Source organism: Candidatus Koribacter versatilis Ellin345 (assembly GCF_000014005.1).
Classification (GTDB): Bacteria; Acidobacteriota; Terriglobia; order Terriglobales; family Acidobacteriaceae; genus Korobacter; species Korobacter versatilis_A.
In genome coordinates this window covers 367,959-389,056 of sequence record NC_008009.1, presented here as the reverse complement: position 1 = coordinate 389,056, position 21,098 = coordinate 367,959, and the positions used below count along the sequence as shown (strand labels likewise).

At 58.9% G+C, this 21,098-nt stretch carries 16 protein-coding genes; 11 read left to right on the top strand and 5 right to left on the bottom strand.

Annotated features, from left to right (window positions below; all coding sequences use genetic code 11):
- Positions 1-326: 326 nt before the first annotated feature.
- Complete coding sequence (locus tag ACID345_RS01800; protein WP_011521159.1) at positions 327-3,440, bottom strand: tail fiber domain-containing protein; 3,114 nt, start codon at positions 3,438-3,440, stop codon at positions 327-329.
- A gap of 134 nt (positions 3,441-3,574) precedes the next feature.
- Positions 3,575-4,120 (bottom strand): polyhydroxyalkanoate synthesis regulator DNA-binding domain-containing protein, encoded by a 546-nt coding sequence (locus ACID345_RS25015; RefSeq protein ID WP_011521158.1) that lies wholly within the window; start codon positions 4,118-4,120, stop codon positions 3,575-3,577.
- 114 nt (positions 4,121-4,234) lie between these two features.
- On the opposite strand from ACID345_RS25015, the gene ACID345_RS01790 reads away from it, so the two are divergent.
- The 6 genes from ACID345_RS01790 (at position 4,235) to ACID345_RS01765 (ending at position 12,534) form a co-directional block, all read left to right on the top strand.
- Positions 4,235-5,158, top strand: coding sequence for a hypothetical protein (locus tag ACID345_RS01790; protein ID WP_011521157.1), 924 nt, complete (start codon positions 4,235-4,237; stop codon positions 5,156-5,158).
- A gap of 291 nt (positions 5,159-5,449) precedes the next feature.
- Positions 5,450-6,217, top strand: a complete 768-nt coding sequence (locus ACID345_RS01785) for an esterase/lipase family protein (protein WP_148209982.1) — start codon at positions 5,450-5,452, stop codon at positions 6,215-6,217.
- A 216-nt stretch (positions 6,218-6,433) separates the two neighbouring features.
- Complete coding sequence (locus tag ACID345_RS01780; protein ID WP_187148923.1) at positions 6,434-7,294, top strand: alpha/beta hydrolase; 861 nt, start codon at positions 6,434-6,436, stop codon at positions 7,292-7,294.
- 42 nt (positions 7,295-7,336) lie between these two features.
- Positions 7,337-8,539, top strand: coding sequence for an EAL and HDOD domain-containing protein (locus tag ACID345_RS01775; protein ID WP_011521154.1), 1,203 nt, complete (start codon positions 7,337-7,339; stop codon positions 8,537-8,539).
- Between the two features lie 252 nt (positions 8,540-8,791).
- Complete coding sequence (locus ACID345_RS26790) at positions 8,792-11,230, top strand: SBBP repeat-containing protein (protein ID WP_011521153.1); 2,439 nt, start codon at positions 8,792-8,794, stop codon at positions 11,228-11,230.
- A 272-nt stretch (positions 11,231-11,502) separates the two neighbouring features.
- Complete coding sequence (locus ACID345_RS01765) at positions 11,503-12,534, top strand: IS110 family transposase (protein WP_011521152.1); 1,032 nt, start codon at positions 11,503-11,505, stop codon at positions 12,532-12,534.
- A gap of 329 nt (positions 12,535-12,863) precedes the next feature.
- Here the strand turns inward: ACID345_RS01765 and ACID345_RS26785 are convergent, their stop codons facing one another.
- The 3 genes from ACID345_RS26785 to galT all read right to left on the bottom strand — a co-directional run bounded on the left by ACID345_RS26785 (position 12,864) and on the right by galT (position 14,781).
- On the bottom strand, positions 12,864-13,007 hold the full coding sequence (locus ACID345_RS26785; protein WP_187148922.1) for a hypothetical protein: 144 nt from the start codon (positions 13,005-13,007) through the stop codon (positions 12,864-12,866).
- Between the two features lie 53 nt (positions 13,008-13,060).
- Positions 13,061-13,639: a hypothetical protein gene (locus ACID345_RS01760; protein WP_041855338.1), complete on the bottom strand. Its 579-nt coding sequence runs from the start codon at positions 13,637-13,639 to the stop codon at positions 13,061-13,063.
- A 107-nt stretch (positions 13,640-13,746) separates the two neighbouring features.
- Positions 13,747-14,781 carry a galactose-1-phosphate uridylyltransferase gene (gene galT / locus ACID345_RS01755; protein WP_011521150.1) on the bottom strand — a complete coding sequence of 345 codons (1,035 nt, stop codon included), beginning with the start codon at positions 14,779-14,781 and terminating at the stop codon, positions 13,747-13,749.
- Between the two features lie 465 nt (positions 14,782-15,246).
- Here galT and ACID345_RS01750 point away from each other — a divergent pair, with 465 nt between their 5' ends.
- The 5 genes from ACID345_RS01750 to ACID345_RS01730 all read left to right on the top strand — a co-directional run bounded on the left by ACID345_RS01750 (position 15,247) and on the right by ACID345_RS01730 (position 20,933).
- Positions 15,247-17,871, top strand: coding sequence for an ABC transporter permease (locus ACID345_RS01750; RefSeq protein WP_011521148.1), 2,625 nt, complete (start codon positions 15,247-15,249; stop codon positions 17,869-17,871).
- A 30-nt stretch (positions 17,872-17,901) separates the two neighbouring features.
- Positions 17,902-18,843, top strand: coding sequence for a COX15/CtaA family protein (locus ACID345_RS01745; protein WP_187148921.1), 942 nt, complete (start codon positions 17,902-17,904; stop codon positions 18,841-18,843).
- Positions 18,844-18,897: 54 nt separating this feature from the next.
- On the top strand, positions 18,898-19,659 hold the full coding sequence (locus ACID345_RS01740) for a MerR family transcriptional regulator (protein WP_011521146.1): 762 nt from the start codon (positions 18,898-18,900) through the stop codon (positions 19,657-19,659).
- Positions 19,660-19,756: 97 nt separating this feature from the next.
- Positions 19,757-20,392 carry a CDP-alcohol phosphatidyltransferase family protein gene (locus ACID345_RS01735; protein ID WP_083763644.1) on the top strand — a complete coding sequence of 212 codons (636 nt, stop codon included), beginning with the start codon at positions 19,757-19,759 and terminating at the stop codon, positions 20,390-20,392.
- A gap of 28 nt (positions 20,393-20,420) precedes the next feature.
- Complete coding sequence (locus ACID345_RS01730) at positions 20,421-20,933, top strand: DUF1579 family protein (RefSeq protein WP_011521144.1); 513 nt, start codon at positions 20,421-20,423, stop codon at positions 20,931-20,933.
- Positions 20,934-21,098: the final 165 nt, after the last annotated feature.

Genomic DNA, 21,098 nt, shown 5'->3' with positions numbered 1-21,098 from the left:
TTCAATCCAAACAACTTATAGGCAAAATATTCAAAACAAAGCAGTTGCTGGCTTGAAAAGGACAGCGGATTCCACGTCGGGCTATCGCCCTCCTCTGAATGACAAGAGAGGATTGTGGCGCTGAGGTGGGGTTCGCGGCTGGCCGCACGAGATTTCAAAGAGCTAGTTGAAAACTATTGGGAATGCCCCATATGCGCAGAATATTGGGGTGCCAAGCAAGAGTCTGTGATGGCGGACACGGGTGTGCGTGCGCAGAGTCACGAACGGCGGCGCCAGGACTTAGCGCTCATGTTCATCGACTCCGCACACGTCACTCGACGACTGCTTCAGTGCGCCGCGGAAATACGGTTTACGGTTTCCTCCAGGCGTGCGAGACGCTGCGAGAGTTCGTCGATGCGTTTCTGTTGTGAAGCGATAACGCTCTGCTGCGCGGCGACCACGGCGTGTTCCTTCTGCATGGCGTCGAGAAGGAGCGGGGCGAGGAACTGGTATCGCACCGTGTACGGCTTGCCCTGGTTGTCGAAGACGACGAGGTCCGGATAGATCTTCGCGACCTCTTCGGCGATCAAGCCATACTGCCGCACGTGGGTGCCGTCATCGTATTCGGGGCGATAGAAGAAGGTGACCGGCCTCAACTGGAAGAGCTTGCTGCTGTCGGGAATGTTCGCGATGTTCTGTTTGAAGCGGCGGGACGACGTGGTGGTACCGAGTTTCCCTGTCGAGTTGATCAGGACCGTAATGCCACTCGATGAGGTCTTCCCGGCAATACCCGTCATGAAGGCCGAGGTCTGGGTGTTGCCGATGCGAATCGTAGCGCTCTCGGTGCAGGGCGACGTGCACCCGACATTGCCGATGTAGAGGTTGTTGTCGCCCGAGGTGTTATTGCCACCGGCGTTGGCGCCAACAAAGATATTGGCGTTCCCTGTGTCGGTTAAGCCGGCTCCATCGCCGACAAAAGTGTTCAAGCCTCCCGTCGAATTGTCGAGGCCAGCAGTCGTTCCAACATAAACGTTATGGCCACCCGTTGTGTTGTTGGCACCGGCACTATGACCAACAAAAACACTCGAGGCGCCGGTTGAATTTTCGATACCGGCAGTTTGACCGATGAAGGTGTTTCCGGAAGCGGTCGTATTCCTTAAACCAGCATCAACGCCAACGAAAGTATTGAAGCCGCCGCTCACATTTGATTGTCCCGCGGAGCTGCCGAGAAAGGTGTTGCTATCTCCTCCGGTATTTGAATTACCGGCTGACGCACCAACGAAGGTGTTGTTGAGTCCGCTCCCGCTCACATTGCTTTGGCCCGCCAATTCTCCGAGGAAGACATTGTTCTGACCTTCGACTCCGATACCGAGGAAAGGGACACCATTCTCGCGGTATGGTTTATTCGCCGCAGTGCTGGTCGCGTTTACGAACCCACCTTGAAGGAGACCGCCCGCGAAACCGTTGCCGTCAATGTTGAAGCTGGCTGAGGTTTGCGGGCTGCCGGTGTTGTTCTGGATGTAAAAGGAGGAGCCGGCCGACGGTGGCAGCGTCGCAGGCCCGGTGCCGAGCTGATTGTTCGAGTCGATAAACACGGGCGAACCCGTGCTAATTGCATGGCCATTGATGCCCGCAAAGAAGGCCGCGGTATGACCGGTTCCAAGGCCGGAGTCCCCGCCAATGCGTATCGTATTGTTCTCATTGCACGGCGATGGGTTACAGCCGTTGCTTGCGATATAGACATTTCCACTACCTGCGCTAGACGCAGTGCCGGCGTTCTGGCCGATCATCACGTTCAAAGATCCAGTGGAGGTCAAAGCTCCGGCCCCCGCGCCTAGGAACGTGTTGTGCGAACCAGTGGAAAGATGGAGCGCCGACTGCATTCCGACAACAACATTTTCGTTACCGGAAAAGAAATCTGAAGCTGCACTTGCGCCGATTACCACGTTGCGTGCACCGCTACTCCCAAACCCAGCTTCGTACCCGAGAGTGGTGTTGTCATCGTGGACGCCTGCGCCTGCGGCTTTGCCAATGGCAGTGTTTCTCGCACCGTCTCCCGCTCCGGCACTGTCACCGAGCGCCGTGTTGTCTGAAGAGTGGATCGCGCCACCGGTGAAAAGGCCGACGTATGTGTTATTGCTTCCATCGATGTTGTGCTCGCCGGCGCCGTTTCCCACAAAGGTGTTTCCAATTCCGGCCCCAGTGGGAAAGTCGGCGACGTTGACCTTACCGGCATCGCGCCCAACAAACACGTTCAACTCGGTAGGATCACCGATGCCGAGGATGCCGGTACCATTCAGTTGAAACGGCTGACGCACTGTGGTGTTCACCACATTCATCGTCGCCGCCTGGACACCACCGGCGCTCACGGTGTTCCCTGCACCGTCCACCGAGAAAACCTCGGTATTTGTGGCACCCGATTGCCCGCTGATCAACTTTCCGCTGGCGGTGTTCTGAAGAACAGCGGCGGTCCCGCCCGGACTGGCTACCGAGGTTCGCAGACCAATTGCCGTGCCGGTGGCGGCGGTGGCGGTGCCGAAAATTCCGATGCCGCTGGTTGATGCGGTCGTGCCACGGAAACCGACGGCTGGCCCAGTGGTCGCCGTGTTCTGGCCGAAGACGCCAAATCCGTTCGGAGCTCCCGTGATGCCCTTTACGCCGGTCGCGCTGCCGGCCGTTCCGCTGGCGGTTCCGAAGACCGAGATACCGCTATCGGCAACGGTGGTACCGCGTACGCCGATCGCTACGCCTGTCGTAGCCGAGTTGGCGCCCGACACCCCGAAGCCAGCCGCGGTGGTGGTGGATCCGGCGACGCCATTCCCGGATACCGCGCTGGCGACGAGTCCTGAACCAGCGCCGCTCTGGGTCACGAGCACAACCTGGGTACTGGTTGCGTCGGCGAAGTTGGTGGCGGTGTTGGTCACCACATTACCGCGCTTCCCTGTCGGTGCGTCTTTCGCTGTGGTTGTGGTCGAGGCTTGCTGGCGCATTTGTTGCTGAACCGTGCTGGTGAGCCGGTCGGCGGTCACAAAGTCTGTCGCGGCGTGTCCCGCTAGAGTCTCGGCCTCCGCCGCCTTCATCGCGTAGGGAACGCTGACGAGCAGCACACGCTGTTCCGTTTGACCTTCGACGCGAATCGCGAGCCACTGGGCTTCGCCGGACGTGAAGAGTTCCATCGGAATGCCGTCGCCCTTGGTTGCCCCGAGGAGAACGGTGTACCTTCCCTCGCCGTCAAGCTTCACGTTTTGTGTTTCCGTGAAGAGCGCGGCGTTGTCACTCTGTGATTTGTGGAGTGTGAACGTGATGCCGACCGTTCCGTTGGCGTCTTTCACTTGTCCAGTAAAGCGGATGAGGTGAGGCACGATGGCCGCTTGGCTGGTCGCTGTGGAAGCTGGTGTGGGCTGCGCGATTGCAGCGGAAACTCCCAGGAGAAAGCAGAGACACAACGAGCGGAGCTTCATTAAGAACCCTCGGAAGTGAGATCAAGGGGCCGAGGAGCCGAATGATGCCACTGAGGGTGGGCACCAAAGTGGGAGCGAGTCTAGCCTACTTCGAGGCTTGGCTCAAGCTTTCGAAACTGATTAACAGATTCAACTCAGCGGTTTGGCCGTTTCTTCTTTGGTGATTTCGAGGGCTTCTTCTTTGCTGTGCGCTTCTTTGGCTTTGCGAGGCGGGATTCGAGGTCGGCGATGCGGTGGCGGAGTTCTTCGGTTTCATCTGGTGGTGCCGTGGGACGATCGGGGCCGCGGAGGAAGTTGCGGAGGGTATCGACTGGTGAGGTGGCAACGTCTTTGATGCCGGCGATTCCGGATTGCAGGGTGCCCTGCATTTTCTGGTAGGCGTCGAAGGCGGAGCGCAGGTACCACATGATGAATTCTTTGCCGGCGTGATCGGAGGCGACGATTAACTGTCGGAGCAACTCGAGGGGGAGGCCGGTGGGCTGGCCCTTGGTGTCTTCGACAATGATCTGGGTGAGAACGACGCGGGTGAGGTCTTCGCTGGTGAGGGCGTCCACGACTTGCACGTCTTTCCCGTTTCGGACCATGCGGGCGATGTCATCGAGGTTGACGTAGGCGCTGGCGGAAGTGTCGTAGAGTCTGCGGTTTGGATACTTTTTGACGACGACGCGGGCGGGATTCATCCGACTCTCCGTTTGCTGCACTGCAAGATACCACAGATGCCGCTTGACAGGCAGTGCGCGAAATCCTAGGCTTTCCTTAATTGCTGCAATGCAGCAAAAAGGAACGGAGGCAGTATGCCAACAGAAACACATGATCCCATGGCCCACGCCCGCCCCTCGTCGTTGATCTCGCTGCTCTCCGGTTGGGTGCAGCAGGGGATGGAAAGCTTCTTCGCGACACAACGCATTTTGGTCGACGTGGCGATGCGGCAGAACGCTGCGGCAATGAAGGCGATGCGGGAGAACCTATCGCATCCCGAGCATTCCCCGATGGCCCTGCTCAACGAACTGGCGGTAGAAGGCACCGCAAACTACATCGACGCACAGCGTATCCTGCTCGACCTGGTGCAACAAGAGAACGAGATCCTGATGGAAGGCGTCAAAGAGCGTGTGGTTGGCTCGAACCCGCTGACCGCGATGGTGAACCTCGCACGACGTAGCGTGGATGGCTTTGTCGATATGCAGCACGAGTTCCTGACGATGGCGAGCAAACACTCGCAAGTCTGGATGGAAGGCGTGAAGCAAGGGAAGGTCTACGACCGTGACCACCTCGTGGAAATAGCACGCGAGGGTATGGAAAACTTCGTCGCGGCGCAGAAGAAGTTCCTGGATGTGATTGCCGAAGAAACCACTTTGGCAACCAGCGACAAGAAACCAGGGAAGCCCGGAAAGACCACCGACATTGCCGCACTCGCTCGCGAGAGCGCCAACGCGATGATTGACGCGCAGAAGAAGCTGCTCGATGTGGCGTCGGCGCAGATGAAGACAAACCTGAAAGTCGCGAACCGGGGCGCTGACATGCTGGCTCCGTTTCGTCTGCCCATTGCAAAGCTCACGAACGAGGGAGTCAAAACCTTTGTCGACGCGGAAAAGGCGATGATCGACTCGATGATGAAGCGGGGGCAGAAGGGCACGAAAGCGACGACCGCCGCACGCAAGAAGCCACGCAAGATGGCACGCGGACGCAAGACAGCGGTAAAGGAACCGGTAGAGGCATAAGTCAAAGACTCTTCGGTGACGCCGTGTCGGAGAAGATTGCCAAGTAGAACTGTTGAATTTTTCAACACGCCAACGTGCCGTTCAGAGTTTTGGACGGCACGCTTTTTACTTTTCTGCACGAAAACAGTTGCACAGATGCGAAACTCATGAACTTTTGCGTTGCGTGTAACACGAGTGCAACATAGTATTGCGCCACGCCATCTGAATTTTGGTTAGCAGGTATCGGGATTTCAGATCGCACAGGGGTTGGGGCTGATCACACAAATGGGTTCTGGCACGCGCATTCGGCCTATGCCTTCCCGCCGCACGAATGGTCTTTCTGACCATGCGGAAGCCGACATTTCTATCTGGAAAGAGGCGCTGTTCGGCGCGGAGTTGCTGCTGCTGCACGCGTCGCCGGTGTACTACGGGTTTGGCATTCCACGCGGGAACGGGTCGGCGGTTGTTGTGATTCCGGGATTCCTGGGGAACGATGAATACCTCGGGCATCTGCATGGATGGCTGGATCGGATCGGCTATCGCGTGTACATGTCGGGAATCGATCTGAATGCCGAGTGTCCGAACCTTCTGATTCGGGACCGACTGGGCAAGACGATCAACAAGGCGATCCGCGAGACGGGTGGGAAGATCCACCTTGTGGGGCATAGCCTGGGCGGCGTGATTGCGCGCTCGGTGGCGAATCAGCGGCCGGGGGATGTGGCTTCGGTGACGACAATTGGGTCGCCGATCCGCGGCGTAGTGGCGCACCATGCGGTGCTGTCGGCGGCGAATGCGGTCAGGACCCAGATTCTTCGCGACCACGGATCGCAGGTGTTGCCGGAATGTTATACCGCGCGCTGCACGTGCGAATTCATCAGTTCGCTAAAGGCAAGCATTCCGGAAAACGTGATGGAGACGGCGATCTACACGCAGGATGATGGCGTGGTGGACTGGCGCTACTGCCTGTCGAACAACGAAGAGGCGAACTTCGAAGTGCCGGGGACGCACATTGGGCTGGCGTTTAATGCGTCGGTGTACAGCATTGTGGCGAAGCGGCTCCAACTCGCAAACTCAAAGTAAATTCCCATTCTGAAGTGCCGCGATGCGATTCCTCGCGGCGCGCTCGTGTGCGCGTGATACACGAGAGACATGCTGCCAGTTCCACGTTTCCGCGGGCCCTATCGACACAAGTGCAGGAGGATTTGTTCGCTGGCTATCGCACGCGCGACGGCACACCGGCTGAGCCTTGGAGCAAGACGAAAAAGTTGGAACTGGGCGGTGGAGGTTGGGACCGCCGTGATACGCGAGCAGTTGATTGCGGCATTCAAACTGCCGACTGCAGAAGAACAAAGAAAATTTCTCGACTGCATGGTGCTGGAGGTTCCGGCGCCACAGAAGGTCGCGCGAGAAGAAGCTGTGGAGTCGAACTTTCGCGGAACGTGGTTCCTGCCGGAAAAGCCTGTGGACCGGACGCTGCTTTATCTGCATGGTGGCGGGTTCGCGTGTTATCCGAAAGAGTCGTATGCGGAGTTTCTCCCGTTGATTGCGTTGGCGGCGAATGCCCGGACGTTTGCACTGGACTATCGGTTGGCGCCGGAGCATCCGTTCCCGGCGGCGCTCGACGATGCGCGGAGAGCTTATCTATGCCTGCTGGAACTCGGGGTGGATCCGCGGCGAATGGTCGTCGGAGGGGATTCGGCGGGCGGGAACATGACGCTGTCGTTGCTGCCGCAGCTGCGCGATGCGGGGATTCCATTGCCGGCACTGGGGATTGCACTTTCGCCTGCGACGGAATTCGATGTGGAGCGGCCGAGCCTGCATCACGACGAAGCTGATTGGATTACCGGCAGAATGGCGGAGACTTGGCGCGATTGGTACTGTCGCGAGGAAGAGCGAGGCGATCCGCGGGTTTCGCCGATCCATGCGGACATGCGCGGGCTGCCGCCGATTTATATCCAAGCCGGCGAGGCGGAGATTCTTTACGACAGTATCGTGGCCTTCGCCGAAGAAGCGAAACGCCAGAGCGCCGACGTCACGCTGGAAGCGTGGGAAGACATGAACCATGTTTTCCAGTTCTTCGGCTACAACGCTCCGCAAAGCTCGGCTGCGCTGAAGCGCATTACCGAAGTGATCGAACAGCATTTGCCTTCCGCCTGAACCGGCGCAGCATTCTGCCGATAACCACCGTGGCGGCAGATTATGTTGCGGTATATCGCTCGGCAGGCCATTCTCGACACACGACAGCAGACATTCGGCTACGAGTTGCTCTACCGCGCGGCAGCGGAGAACTTTGCGCGCATTGGAGATCCCGATGAAGCGGCGCGGCGAACCCTCGATGATCTTCTAACGCTCGGCGTAAAGGAGCTGTCGCGCGGGAAGCAGTTGTTCCTCAACTGTACCCACGAGTTGCTGGCGCAAGGATTTGTGAAGTTGCTGCCGACACAGAACCTTGTACTCGAGATCCTGGAGACGGTGGTTCCCGACCACGACTTACTACAGAGCTGCGCTGAACTCAAGGCCGCGGGATATTCGCTCGCGCTCGACGACTTCATTCCCGGTCCAAACACGCTACCGCTGGTGGAGTTTGCCGATTACATCAAGCTGGATTTCCGCGCGATGCCGCTTGAGGAATGCGGTGCGCTGGTGCAGCAATTCGGAAAAAAGATCGAGTTCCTGGCAGAGAAGGTCGAGACGCTCGAAGAATTCACGGCCGCGAGCGATATGGGCTGTTCGCTTTTCCAGGGATTTTTCTTCGCGCAACCTGCGCTGCTAACGATGCGCCAGATTCCGCCGATGTATGTGAACTACATCCGATTGCTCGACGCGACGTGCAAGCCGGACTTCAACTTCGCGGAGATTGAGGCAATCATCAAGACCGACGTTGCGCTCTCTTACAAGCTGCTGCGCTTCCTCAACTCGGCGGCGTTTTGTATACGCTCGACCATCACCTCTCTGAGACAAGCGTTGATCATTCTTGGCGAGAATGCAATTCGGCGCTGGGTTGCGGTGAGCGCGGCTGCCAATGCAGCGACAGGCAAGCCGCCGGAACTTCTCATCTCGGCGCTGCTGCGTGCGCGCTTTTGCGAACTACTCGCGGTTGGCGCGCATAGCAATCCGTATTGGGCGTTTACGGTCGGATTGTTTTCCATGCTCAGTCCGCTGCTCGATACGCCGTTGGAAACGATTCTTGCCAGCGTTCAGTTGCCGGACGAAGTGCGCGCGGCGCTGCTCGGCGAATCCGGCCAGTTGCGCACGCTGTTCGAGCTGGTGTGCGGGTATATCGAAGGCGATTGGATCGCGATTACGCCGAAGTGCCTGGCACTGGGATTGGCGCAGAAGCAGGTGACGAGTTGTTATCTCGAGGCAGTGAGGTCGGTGGATGCGTTGATGGCGCTAGCGTGACGAAGTGATCAGGTGATTCCATGTGGTGAGGCGATTTATCGCCAACATCATCGAATTTTCCGGAGTCGGCCCCGATTGCTGCCATCCCCCAAAATCGCAGCACCGTCGCTGGGGCTCAGTAACCACGCTTGGTTGAAGCGTCGCATCGCGTGCGATAAGCATCGCTCTACGAATCAACAGAAAAAGCTGGGCTCGGGCATCTTCTCGGGTGTGGAGTAGCTCTCATGAGCAACTCAGTTCAGGAGCCGGACCATGAATCCGCGCCACACATTTCTCCCGGGAGCCGCCATCGTCGCGACTCTATGCGCCTCGCTTGCCACCTTCGCCGCCACCCCAAGCTCGCCGGAGCGTTTCAACCGCTACGGCGACAGTCCGATGTTTTTTGAACCCAATGTAGGGCAATCGACCGACGTGGTCCGCTTTATCGCCCACGGTTCCCGCTACGGTCTGTTCCTCACGAACGAAGGCGCCACGCTCGACTTGTCGCGCGACGCCCGGCATTCGGTGGCGTTCAAGATGACCTTCTCCGGAGCGGCGCAACCCGGCTCGCTCTCCGCCGAACAACCGCTCCCCTCCCAATCCAACTACTTCGTCGGCGATAGCAAGAATTGGCACACGGGGGTCGCCAACTTTGCGCGCGTCCGTTATAGCTCTGTGTATCCAGGCATTGATGCCGTCTTCTATGGAAACCAGCGGCAACTCGAATACGATTTCGATGTCGCGGCCGGCGCCGATCCTTCGCAGATCGGCCTGCACATCGCGGGCGCGGACAAGCTTTCTCTAACTGCTGATGGAGCTCTCGAGATCCATGCCGACGGCCGGAGCATCGTGTTTCATGCGCCCATCGCCTACCAGCAGGTGAATGGTACCCGTCACAGTGTGGCCAGCCACTTTGTGCTGCGGGGCAAGGACGAGATCGGCTTTGCCATGGACCCGTACGACAAGACACGCTCCCTGGTGATTGACCCCACGCTGGTGTACTCAAGCTACCTCGGGGGAAGCGGAGATGACGAAGGCGATGCGGTCACCGTGGATGGATACGGCTATACCTATGTCACGGGAGGAACAGTTTCGCTCGATTTCCCGCACACTGCAGGCGCGTACCTCAAGGGAAGTGCTTATCGCATCTTCGTAACGAAAATAAAACCAGATGGCACCGGGCTCGTCTATAGTGCGACCATCGGCGGATCAAAAGGTCTGTATGGAAACGCCGGATTACAAACAGGCAGAGCCATCGCGGTGGATGATCTCGGCGCAGCTTACGTCGTTGGCGACGTCGACTCTACCAACTTCCCGATTACGAGTGATGCGATCGAGCCCGCCAACGCCACCACCGCCGGACTTGTGGGCGTTGCGTTCGCTCTCAGTCCCAACGCCAGCCGCTTGTTGTACTCCACTTATGTCGGCGGGAATACCTACGCGTCGCGGGTAAACGGGGTCGCGCTCGATCGATCGCGAAACGCTTATATTACGGGCTTCACGTCGTCTTCCGGATTGCCCGTAACGCCGGGAGCTTTTCAGACGGTGGCGAAATCCGGCGAAGAAGCGTTTGCGGCGAAGATCAATCCCAGCGGCTCGGCCTACGTCTATGCCACCTACCTCAGCGGCAACGACACCGACCAGGGCACGGCGATTGCGGTGGATGGCAACGGGAGCGCTTACGTCACCGGATGGACGGGCTGCGCGACGTTTCCTTCGACGCCGAACGCGTTCCAGCCGACCTGCCAGGGACCCTATGATGTGTTCGTCGTGAAGCTGAACGCGAGTGGCTCCGCGCTGTCGTATGGGACGTTCCTGCATGCGCCGATTGACTTCAACCTCGGGCCGACGGGAATTGCGCTCGACGTTCACCGCAATGCTTACGTGGTGGGCAGGGCCAATGCAGGTCTGCCGACCACGCCCGGCGCTTTTCAAGCATCGGCGCCCGGCAACGGCGATGGCTTTGTGGTGAAGCTGAATGCGACCGGCTCAACCGAACTGTATGCGACGTACCTGGGCGGCTCCACCGGCGACGACTTTGCCACCGGTGTAAAGGTCGATCTGAGTGGACGGGCCTATCTGAGCGGCCACGTCATTGGAACCACCGACTTCCCGGTCACCGCCAACGCGTATCAATCCACGCTGCACACCTTCGGCGGTCCGGTTGCGAGCACACGCAACGCCTTCCTTACGCGATTGAATGCCAACGGTACCGGACTCGACTACTCCACGTACTTCGGCACGCGGTATGCCCTCGCCCTGAGCTTGGCCCTCGACCTGAAGAACAATGTGGTTCTTACAGGTCTGACAAGTTATAACGACATTCCCATCACGGCGAATGCCTTCGACAAGGTCGCCAGCAACAACGGGGCACTGGAGGCATGGGTGGCGAAGTTCTCGTTCGGGACCACGGGAACCTGTACGCCTGCGCAGTCGGGGGCGCTTATTTGCTCTCCGGTAGAGGGTGACACCGTTGGCACGACCGTACCGGTGACGGCGGGTGCGACCGCCGAGCCCGGGCTTTACATTAAATCCATACGCTTCTACGTGGATAATGTCGCGAAAGCGACCGTTTCCACTTCGGGGAACCCCACCAGTTTCGAAACCTCGAAGTCGCTTACCCTGACGCCGGGCACGCACCGTATCTCGATCGTCGCCTTCCAGAGCGCCAGCGTAGGTCTTACCGCCTCCGTGACCGTCAACGTGCAATGACGTATCAAGCCAATCACCCACTCTCCGCCGCAGAGAGAGTGGGTGATCGGGCTTCGTCAAACTCCTTTCCACAGAGTCAATGTAAGGCTAACTGTGACTGTGTGGTGATCGGACAAGCGCATAGAAACGACAGCGGCTGAGGTGAGGACGGGTGAACTGGCACAGCTAAGCCGCCGAATCGCGGGGATTACTTGCGGTAAGGGGATTAATGAGATGGTCCGCCGCCGAGTACGATCTTTCGGCTCGGCAGATTCCAACAGGAGGATCATCTCATGCGTATCGTAGCGGTCGGTATCGATCTCGGTAAAACCGTGTTTCACCTGGTGGCGATGGGAGAGCGCAACCGCGTGCTGGTGCGGCGGAAGTTCTCGCGTCAACAGCTGTTGGCTTACACGGCCAACCTCGAGCCCACTTTGATCGGCACCGAAGCCTGTGCCGGCGCCCATTTTCTCGCGACAGCCCTATGTGCGCAGGGACACGACGTGCGCCTCATGGCAGCCCAGTTCGTGAAGCCTTACCGTAAGTCGAACAAGAGTGACTTTCTCGATGCCGAGACGATCGCCGACGCGGTGCAGAAGGAGAACATGCGCTTCGTGCCAGTCAAGACCGACGAGCAACTCGATCTGCAGGCTATGCACCGCGTGCGCACTCGCCTGGTGCAGCGGCGCACGGCACTGATCAACGAGATCCGCGGGTTCCTGCTGGAGCGCGGCATCATCTTTCCCGCGAAGCCGATTCACCTGCGCAAGCAACTTCCGGGTGTACTGGAAGACGCGACCCAGAACCTGACGCCGAGGCTGCGCTGGCTGCTCTCTGAACTTGCGGAGGAGTGGAAGGAGTTGGAAGCTAGGATCATCGCTATCAGCGACGCCATCGAGCGGATCAGCACCAGCGATCCACTCTGCCAGCGTCTGCGCCAGATCCCAGGCTTCGGGCCGCTGGTTTCGACAGCAACCGTGGCCGCTATCGGCAACGGGTCGTCGTTCCGCAAGGGTCGCGACTTCGCGGCGTGGCTCGGTGTTGTTCCCCGACAGTACTCCACGGGTGGCAAGACGGCGCTCTACGGCATGAGCAAACGCGGCAACCGTTATCTACGACAGCTGCTGATCCATGGCGCGCGTGCTGTCCTGATCCGGGTGAAGTACGACACCGCAGGGTTGGGGCAGTGGATCCACAAGCTGGCCGAGCGTGCACCGCGCAACAAGGTGATCGTCGCGATCGCCAACAAGCTGGCGCGTATCGCCTGGGCGGTACTCGCGAAGGGTGAGCCTTACCGCCATCAGCCCTTGGCGGCCGCAGCGTAGTTCGGCCGTGGAAAAGACGCTGCGCTTGGAAAGCAAACACCGCTTTCCACTTTCCCACCGCCGCTGCGGCGGCTGGTGATCAACCAGTTCTACCAGGGTCTGCGGAGGAAGAAGAAGGACGAGAAAACAGTCAAACGGCGCGCCGGAAAACCTGTTGTTGATAACGGTCTCACTGACCGAGCGATTTATCAGGACCGGCGCGCGCGGATCATCATCGAGGCCCGGAGAATCGAATCTCCACATTGAGGCCGGATACATTTGCGCAGACTGTCATTCCGTCCATCACTCTACCTCTTGCAGTCCGGCGGCGGACCATACATTACCAATAGTTATTTCGGCGGCCTCTTCTGAGTACCGAACAGATCATCAATGAACGGCTGAATTTTCCTGGTGATCCGGCGCCCAGTCCAGCCAATCGACCACACGTAGAGGCCGATCGTCACGACGAGCACCGCGCCGAAAATCCATTCCATAGATACCCACCGTTTCATACCGGATTACTTGTGAGAAGGCGATTTACCGCCAGCTAAATGTCACTACCGCTCGGCTTTCGGTTGGCGAAGGCTTCCCAATAGGCTTCTCCCAGAGAACTGAAAGCCCCTAACGTGACAGAATCTTCACCAACAAAGAAGTCAATGCGTTCGGCTCGTATGAACGCATCAACGTATGAACCATCGCCGACCAGTAGGCCAAGTTGTAGAGCAACGAAAGCGTCGGCGGTGGCGAGCAGCGCATTGGAAACTTCCAGCCCCGCGCCAGTCGTCCGTTCCAAATCGCCCCATGCGAATGACTCTTCGCGCCATTTGCTGTGGTAATCGTCGATGAGTTTCCGTTCATCCTCGCGGCTTGTGCCGGGTGGAACAGTAAACTCGCCGGGCCAGGAAGCGCTCTTTAAACATTGGACAGACCGCACGCCACTGAATTTCAAAACAAAACGCGTTTCGTCTGGCAGCTTTTGGAAACGACTGACGTAACCAACCTGAAAAACAATCGTGAGCGATCTTGCCAAAAGGTCGGACTCGATGGCCAGCACATCACCATCATGCAGCGTATCCCACAGGCTGACCGTGACAGCGTCTGCGGGTAAGTTGACCCGATCTTGCATCTCTCGTTGTTCCGAATCCATAGGTTTGTTGGCGATAACAGCCCGTACCACTACCTATTCACAAGCAGCTTCGTTGGTGGCTCCGCTTGACGAGCTTCTCTCAACGCTTATTTTCCCACCGTCTGGGGCGTTTCCACCCTCGCTTCACGCAGGAACCGTGCGGCTTCTTCTGGCGGCGTCGGGTTGATGTAGAAGCCTGTTCCCCACTCGAAGCCGGCGGTCTTGGTGAGCTTGGGCATGAATTCGATGTGCCAGTGGAAGTGGTCTAGGGCCGGGTCCTGAATGGGGGCGCTGTGAATCACGAGGTTGTACGCGGGATTGTCGAGGACTCGGTCGCTCTTCATCAGCAGTTGCTTCAGGGCTCGCGCAAGGTCCTGGTAGGTTTTGGAAGAAGCGTTTTCAAAGGCGGATTCATGGCGCTTCGGCATCACCCAGGTTTCGAACGGGAAACGTGGAGCGTAGGGCGCGAGGGTCACGAAGCTATCGTTCTCGGCGATGATGCGCACGCCGGCCTCGGTCTCCTGCCGGATGATGTCGCAATAGACGCAGCGTTCTTTGATCAGGTAGTACTGCTTGGCGCCCTCGAGTTCTTCCACGATGTGCTTGGGCAAAATCGGCAGCGCGATCAACTGCCCGTGGGGATGCTCGAGCGACGCGCCGGCGGCTTCACCGTGGTTCTTAAAGATGAGGATGTAGCGGAAACGGCGGTCCTGCTTCAGGTCGAGGATGCGGTCGCGATAGGCCCAGAGCACGTCTTCGATGCGTTTCTCGGGTAACGTTGCGAGGGTCTCCAGGTGCTCGGGGCTCTCGATGATGACTTCGTGCGCACCGATGCCGGTGACCTTGTCGAACATGCCTTCGGCTTGGCGATTCAGCGAGCCTTCGATCCCCAACGCTGGGAATTTGTTCGGCACGACGCGGACGGTCCATCCCGGGGTGTTGGGTTGAGCCGGCGGGCCTCCGTTGGAAGGCCGGTAGGCGAGGATCTCCGGCGGAGTTTTGGTCTCGTTGCCGTAGCAGAACGGGCAGAATCCGCCCTTGTGCACGAACCGCTCGCGCAGGAAATCAGTAGGACGCTTGGCACGGTCGGTGGAGATGATTACCCAGCGGCCGACGATGGGATCTTTGCGAAGCTCAGGCACGTCAACAACCTCTCTCGGAACTTACAAGTTTACCGCGCCATGGGCGACGCGAGAACCCGGTGCCGGTTTCTCGTTTCGGTCTTGCTCGGATGAGGGAACAAATCTGCAATTCGGGAATCTCGCGAAATCACTACAATGTTTGGAATGGAGTGCCCCGTCTGCAAAGGTTCCGGCCGGGTGACGTGTCCTGCGTGTTCCGGAACTGGCGTGAAGTCGCGATTATTGGTGCTGAACCAAGCATGCCCTGCCTGCCAGGGTGCGCGCATTGCTGATTGCTCGGCCTGCAACGGCAGCGGCCAAATTGATCCTGACGCGAAACCTGCGGTTTGAAGCACTGTCCGGTCTCGAACATCGCGCATCGTTCCTGAACAGCCTTGTCTTCGCTTCGTCACGCAACCGATTGCGTTTCAGTGACTTCACTTGGCACCTAAGTTGCACCTCATCCTCCTTCCGGAGGTGTGTTCAATGGGCAGGATTCTTCAGGACTTGCGTTACGGGTTGCGAATGCTCGGCAAGCGGCCGGCATTCACGCTGCTGATTGTGCTGTCGCTTGCGCTGGGGATTGGCGCAAATACCGCGATCTTCAGCGCTGTGAATGCGGTGATGTTGAAGACATTGCCTGTCTACAATCCGGCGCAGCTCAAGCTCATGCAGTGGACGGTGCCGACCTCCGACTTCCCGGATGCTTACCTCGAAGATCTGGAAGGCAGCTTTACGCGCGTGGCAGGTGGGCGCTTCGGCAGCTATTCGTTTTCGTATCCGGCGTACGAGGACTTTGCGGCCAAGAACCATTCCTTCGATACGACGTTTGCTTTTGCCGCCAACGAAGAGAACGTGAACGTGGGATTGAACGGCCATGCCAGCAATGCGACGCTGGTTGGCATCTCGGGAAATTTCTTCAGCGGCATGGGGCTGTCGCCCGTCGCCGGACGTGGCCTGCAGCCGAGTGATGATGCGACTGGTGCGCAGCCGGTGGTGGTGATCTCGCACAAGTTCTGGCAGAAGCAGTTCGGCGGCCAGGCGAGCGCAATCGGCGGCACGATCGACGTGAATGGGAGCCCGATGACTGTGGTCGGCGTGGCGCCGCCGGAGTTTTTCGGCGTGGACCCGAGCATTGAGCCGGATGTCTACGTGGCGATGCATTGGTATGCCGAGCAACTCGACAAGCTCAACAACCCTCTGCTTTCGATGGCTGACAAGCAGGCGGAACCGAATAGCTATCTTCGCAGTCGGCGCGCGTGGTGGGTTGGCGTCATCGGACGCATTAAGCCTGGGGTTTCGGACGCAACCGCCAATGCCGAGTTGAGTGTTCTGTTCTCGCAAGCGCTCGACACGAAGAAGCAGTCGGAAGGCGGCACCGAGGGACTGTTTGGGGGCGACGGCGGCGCGCCGGAAGAACATGCGCAGGCTGCGAAGAAGGCTCCACCGCAAATTGGAACGGTTCCGCTTGCTCGTGGTCTCGATAGCCTTCGCCGGAATTTCTCCACGTCCCTTTGGCTGCTAATGGGGATGGTGGGGCTAGTGTTGCTGATTACGTGCAGCAACGTGGCCGCGCTGCTGCTTACCCGCGCGACCTCGCGGCAGAAAGAAGTCGCAGTAAGGGTCAGTCTCGGCGCGCCGAAGTCGCGCATTATCCGCCAGGTGTTTACCGAGAGCCTGTTGCTCGGCATTCTCGGCGGCATCGGCGGATTGGTCGTAGCGCGATGGGCGACGGCCCTGCTGGTGCAACTGATGTCGAGCGGACGCTCGGCCGTGCACGTGGAGCTTGCGCCGGACGCGACCGTGCTCGCATTCGCATTCGGAATTACGTTTCTCAGCGCGCTGGTGTTTGGAGTGGCGCCCGCTTGGCATGCAGCCAAGGTGCAGCCGCTCACGACGCTGAAGCAAACCGCGGGGAGCGTTACGAATAGAAACTTTTTCTCGGGCAAAGTGCTGGTCGCCGTGCAGATCGCGTTGTCGTTTGTGCTGCTGGTTGCGTGCGGATTGTTCCTTCGTACGCTGGGTCGACTGCAGAACGTAGACCTCGGGTATCAGCGTGCCAACATGACGCGTTTTACCGTTAGCCCTGGGCTGAATGGCTACACCAACGATCAGCTCATTGCGTACTACCACAACATGCAGTCGCAATTGGGCGCGGCACCAGGGGTTCAGGCCGTCACTTTTTCGCTGCACGGACCGATCGGCTCCGGATCGTCGGTGACCACCGGACGCATCCAGGGCTACACGCCTGAGGGCAAAGATGTGGACATTTACCGCCACGATGTCGGTCCAGCATACTTCGAGACACTGCAGATTCCGATTCTGCTCGGACGCGGTATTGGAGAGGTGGATGGCCCCACCGCGCCGCAAGTCGCCGTGATCAACGAAGCGCTCGCGAAGAAATACTTCCGTGGCGACAACCCGATCGGACACCAGATCAATCTTGGTTCGGTGAAGAAGCCGCGGCCATACCAGATCGTCGGAGTTGCGCGCGACGTGAAGTATGCGCAGATCCGCGAAGAGGTGCCTCCGACCGCGTATTTCTCCTATATCCAGCGCAAAGAAGTACCGCAGTTCATGACCTTTGAAGTGCGCAGCACCCTGCCGCAGGGAACGCTCGTCGCCCTGATCGAGAAAACGGCGATGCAACTCGACAAGACCGTTCCCGTCGAAAAAATCCACACCGAGGAAGAGGTGGTAGGCCAAGTGCTCTTCCTCGAACGCACGTTTGCGATGCTGAGCAGCGGGTTTGGAGTGTTGGCGCTGTTGCTCGCCGCGATCGGGCTCTATGGCACCATCGCCTACACCGTCGCGCAACGGACAAACGAGATCGGCATCCGCATGGCGCTTGGCGCGGACCGCACCCGGATTGTGCGCATGGTATTGCGCGAAATCGGCATTGTTGTTGTCGCGGGCCTGGCCGTCGGGCTGCCGGTAGCGTGGTTCGCGAGCAAGACGCTGCAAAGCCAACTATTCGGGCTGTCGCCGCATGATGCACTCTCGCTCGGGCTCGCACTGCTGACGATCTTCCTAGTAGCGGTGCTCGCCGGCTCGATTCCTGCGCGACGGGCCTCGCGCGTGGAACCGATGGAAGCGCTGCGTTACGAATAAAAGACGCGGTGGATGGTCTATCCTTATTTCATGGCCACCACCGCAGTTGTCGCACCGCCCTCGACCGCCGTTCGCCGCATCACCCAGTTTGCCTGGGGAACGCTGGCTTACAACATTGCGGTGATCGTGTGGGGCGCCTATGTGCGCGCCACCGGCGCGGGTGCGGGATGCGGGAACCACTGGCCACTCTGTAATGGCGAGGTCATCCCGCGCGGGGCGAGGATCGAGACCCTGATTGAGTTTTCGCATCGCGCCAGTAGCGGGATTGCCGCGATTCTTGTGCTGGCGTTGCTGGTGTTGTGCTGGCGAGCCTTGCCAAAGCGACACCCAGCGCGCGTTATGGCCGTTGCCGCGGCATTTCTGATGTTGAGCGAAGCTCTCCTGGGCGCGATGCTGGTGAAGCTGGCGCTGGTGGCACAAGACAAGTCGGCGATGCGCGCCATCTCGCTGCCCATCCATTCGACCAATACCATGCTGCTGCTGGCGGCAATTGCCGCGACCGCGGTGTGGCTGCCGCTGGATGGATCGAGCGTCCGCTGGAACACAAAGCGGCTGTGGCTCACGATTGCAGCGCTGGCGATGCTGTTGATCACAGCCGCGGCCGGCGTCATCGCTGCGCTCGGCGACACACTATTTCCTAACGCAACGATTTCCGCCGATTTTTCGCCGACGAGCCACTTCCTCATCCGGCTGCGAATCCTTCATCCTGCACTGGCGCTGCTGTCGACGATCATCGTCGCGGTTTTCGTGTCACTCACCACCCGAACCCACGAGCGCGCCAAGCGATTTGCGGGACTGGTCGGGATCGCAATCGTCACCCAGCTCTTTCTCGGGATCATGAACATCGCGCTGCAAGCCCCAGTGTGGCTGCAAATGCTGCACCTTGGCGTTGCCGACCTGGTTTGGATTGGGACCGTGCTAGTGGCGGCGGAATCTTTGGTCTCCGCAGAAAATTTTTCTCTTCTCGCTTGACCCTGACGTAACGTCAGGCCCGACACTCCATTCAGATCGAGCAACGGAGGGACCTTGACACGCGCGATGCGCATCCAGCAGTTCGCGAAAGAGACTGGCGTCACCGTGCGCACGCTGCACCACTACGATCGGCTCGGGCTGCTAAAGCCGGAGCGGACGGAGTCGGGCTACCGCGTGTACGGTGAGCGCGATCTCATTCGGCTGCAACGCATCACGGTGCTGAAGTTCATCGGCTGCTCGCTTCAGGAAATCAAGGACCTGGTGGACCGCAATTCCGACGACCTGCGCACCACGCTCGAACTTCAACAAGAGGCTTTGGAACGCCGACGCAAAACGCTCGATGGCGCGCTCAAGGCTGTTGAGAAAGCGCGGCGCTTGCTGGACGAATCGGGGAAGGCGGACTGGCAGACCTTGAAATCAATTGTGGAGACAATCGAGATGGAACAGAACACGGATTGGATGAACAAGTATTACTCGCCCGAAGCACAGAAAGATCTGGAGAAACGGCGAGAAGAGCTGGGTCCCGAAGGCATGCAGCAAGGACAGAAGGACTGGGAACTGCTAACTGCCGATTGCCAGCAGGCAGTGAAAGATGGGGTGGATCCGAAGAGTGAACGTGCCCAGCAACTGGCAAAACGCTGGCTGGGGCTGATCAATGCGTTCACCGGTGGCAAGCCGCAAATCGCGGAAGGGCTGACCAAGCTCTACGCCGACCGAAAGAATTGGCCAAAGACCGCGGAGCGTCCGTGGAGCGATGAACTGACGGCGTTTATTCTCGAGGCCAAGAAGGCGGCGAACGCGAGCAACAAGTCGTGAGCCGATGTGGATCACGAAGCTCGCGGTCCGCGTCCAACGGACCCTTCGCTACGCACTCCGTTCGCTCCGGAGTGCGTAGTTGTTTTGCAGCCTCGTAATGCCTAAACTCACGTCAGAAATGAAACAACTCATTCCCTGGTCCATGACGCTCGGTCGCGTGCTCTTTGCGCCGATTGTCATCTGGCTTGCGCTTACCGGCCGCAGTGGCTGGTGGATTTCCGCCTGCATCGTCGCTGAAGTCGTGCTCGATATTTTCGACGGAATCGTGGCGCGACGGCTGGGAGTGGCCACGCCGCTGCTCCGCCGCATGGATAGCGTGATGGACACCATCTTCTATCTTGCGATTCTCTACATCGGATGGAAGGTGCACTATGACGTGCTCTGGGAGCGTCGCTGGCTGCTGGCTGGACTGATCGCGATGGAACTGTTGCGCTACTCGTTCGACTACCTGAAATTCCGACGGGAAGCCGCGTATCACATGTATAGCTCGAAGGCGTGGGGACTGCTCCTCGGAGCGGCGGTGATCGCGCTGCTCGGATTTAACATCTCGGGCTGGTTACTTTCCGCAGCGCTGGTCGTCGGAATCTTGTGCGATGTCGAGGGCCTGGTGATCTCCTGGCTGCTCTACGAGAGCGTGGAGGACGTGCCGCACATCGCGAGGGCCCTGCAATTGCGTCGTGAGCAACGGCAGCGACGCAGGAGTACTAACACTTTCGCTGCAACCGCAAAGTAACCAACGCGGGGTAAACTACTTCCCTCTTATGCGAACTCTTCTGCACGTTGCTCTTCTGCTCACCGCCTCGATGACCGCATTCGCGCAAGCTACGGATGCCGCAAAACCGCTCGCCGCATTTGTCGGTCACTGGGAGGGCGGCGGAACGTTCGTGGAAACGCCGATGTCTCCCGCGGGCAAAGTTGCGTCGAAGACCGATTGCAGCTGGTCTACGCAGGGGCACTACCTCGTCTGCGAGCAGACGCTCACCGACGACAAAGGCACGCACCAGCAGTTGACGATCTACACCCCGAGCGATGACGGCGGCGACTTTACCTACTACACCATGACCGGCTCGGCAGCACCGTTTACCGGCAAGGTGAAAATCGAAAGCAATGTCTGGACTTACGACAACAGCTTCGAGCAGGACGGCAAGAAGACCGAAGTCCGCACGACGAACACCTTCAGCGGCGACGACGAGACTTTCAAGACTGAGTTCCGCATCGCAGACGGTGCGTGGACGACGATGCTCGACGGCAAATCGCATCGCGCGAAAAAATAAGACTCTACGGCTTGCGTCCTATTCTTCCGATGATTCGCATAATTTTTATGCGTTTCTCTTCGCCGTCAAATTTCGCTAGTTTGGAATCAACGTCAGGACGGTCAGCCCTTCGGGGCCATCGATCCTGCAAAAGAAATCGTCGACGGAACACGACGAACCTGCCGA